The organism is Sphingobium sp. AS12 (assembly GCF_019097845.1).
Lineage (GTDB): Bacteria > Pseudomonadota > Alphaproteobacteria > Sphingomonadales > Sphingomonadaceae > Sphingobium.
This window is the reverse complement of record NZ_JAHRGM010000077.1, coordinates 1-1,861: the sequence shown is the minus strand read 5'-3', so window position 1 is coordinate 1,861 and position 1,861 is coordinate 1. Positions and strand designations below refer to the sequence as shown.

Annotated in this window: 2 pseudogenes; one reads left to right on the top strand and one right to left on the bottom strand. The window is 60.3% G+C overall.

The window, feature by feature from the left end:
* Positions 1 to 70: 70 nt before the first annotated feature.
* Positions 71 to 1,041: pseudogene (locus KRZ98_RS24305) on the top strand (IS630 family transposase); the annotation flags it as partial.
* 256 nt (positions 1,042 to 1,297) lie between these two features.
* Here KRZ98_RS24305 and KRZ98_RS22090 read toward each other — a convergent pair.
* A pseudogene (locus KRZ98_RS22090) lies at positions 1,298 to 1,741 on the bottom strand (transposase); the annotation flags it as partial.
* Between the last annotated feature and the right edge of the window lie 120 nt (positions 1,742 to 1,861).

Here is a 1,861-nt window from a genome sequence, read left to right as displayed (position 1 = left end):
TCGCCACCGGTTGTCTGGTCCGCTCTCCGGTCGGGGCTGCGCCCCTCCCTACGATCAGACCAGACAACCGATCCTACCGGCCATCATAGTCGCCGCTCAACCGGCCATCGTAGTTGTCGCCGCGCAGAACGACTTTGACGCCGCGAGCTTGAGGCGACTGGCGCGCGTGACCAAGAGCGCGAACCAGGTCCGTCGGCTTCTGGCTTTGGCGGAAATTTATGATGGCGGGAGCCGCAGCGATGCGGCGCGTATCGGCGGAGTGACGTTGCAGATCGTGCGGGACTGGGTCGTGCGGTTCAATGATCGAGGTCCTGACGGGCTCCTTAATGGTAAGGCACCGGGCAAGCCCCCTTTGTTGAGCGATGCCCAGCGCCAGGCTCTTGCGGAGATCGTTGAAAGCGGTCCGATCCCGGCGATCCATGGAGTTGTACGTTGGCGACTGATCGACCTGACGCGGTGGCTCCATGATGAGTTCGGGGTGTCCCTGACGGAAACGACCGTGGGACGGGAGTTGAAGAAGCTGGGCTATGTCAAACTGACAGCGCGCCCGCGTCACCATGCGCAGAATGAATATGCGATGGAGGACTTTAAAAAGGGGGCTTTTCAGCCGAGTTGGCAAAGATCAAAGTTGCCCTCCCACGCGGCACACCGCTAGAGGTCTGGTTCCAGAGCCTGCCCTGAACTTGTTTCAGGGACGAAGCCCGGATCGGCCAGAAAAACAAGATCACCCGCCGCTGGGCCAGGCGCGGCACGCGGCCCTCGGCACCCAAGGACCAACGAACGAAATCGGCCTACATCCTCGGCGCCATCTGCCCCGAACTTGGTAAGGGGGCTGGCCTGATCCTTCCGTTCTGTAATACACAGACCATGTCGCTACACCTGGCGGAAATATCGCTCGCTATTGAGCCGGGTGCCCATGGCGTGCTGCTGATGGATCAGGCCGGATGGCACATGACCGGGAAACTGGAAGTGCCCGATAATATCAGCATCGTTCCGCTGCCGCCCAAATGCCCTGAACTTAACCCGGTAGAAAATATCTGGCATCTGTGGACGCCCCTGCAAACGCAAGCGATATTTGAAGGATATAGGCACGTAGTCGGATGCTGCCATCTGTCCGGCCTTTACTGCAGCGATGTAGCTGCGGGCCTGTATGGGAGTTCGCGGACCGGAACCATATCAGTTCAGCGCACTCGCGGTGCATTGCCAGACCCTGGTTCTTCCAGCCCCGTCCCGCCGACTGTTGTGCCATACCCTCCTTCGACCGACTACGTCTCCGACGACCTCAGGCCCGCCAGGCTCACGCCATAGCTGCGACCGGAGCTTTGTAATTCTCTTGCTTCGTGAGCAGCGCCCATACGATGCGCGCCATTTTATTCGCAAGCGCGACCGTCACAAGCATCCGCGGCTTGCGAGCCAGCATCCCCTCAAGCCAAGAGCCCTTGGGAGCCCCTTTCTTGCTTGCCTGGAGGACGACGGCGCTGCTGCCGATGATAAGCAGGCGCCTGATCGTTCGCTCGCCCATTTTTGATGTGGCACCGAGCTTCTGCTTGCCGCCTGTCGATTTCTGCAAAGGCGTAAGGCCAAGCCAGGCGGCAAAGTCACGGCCCTTGGTGAAGGTTTCAGCTGGTGGCGCCAGCGCGGCGATCGCGGTGGCCGTAATTGGCCCTATACCAGGAATGGTCATCAGCCTGCGAGCTATCTCATCCTCACGGGCGCGCGTTGCGATCTCCTTGTTGTCAACGGCGGTCAGATTCCAGACCACCGGGGCGGAGTAAAAGCAGGCCACTGTTGAAGCGGGCCTAACGATATGAAGAGGGCCCCGATCGGGGCCCTCTTCATATCGTGGTCGTCATTGATCAGG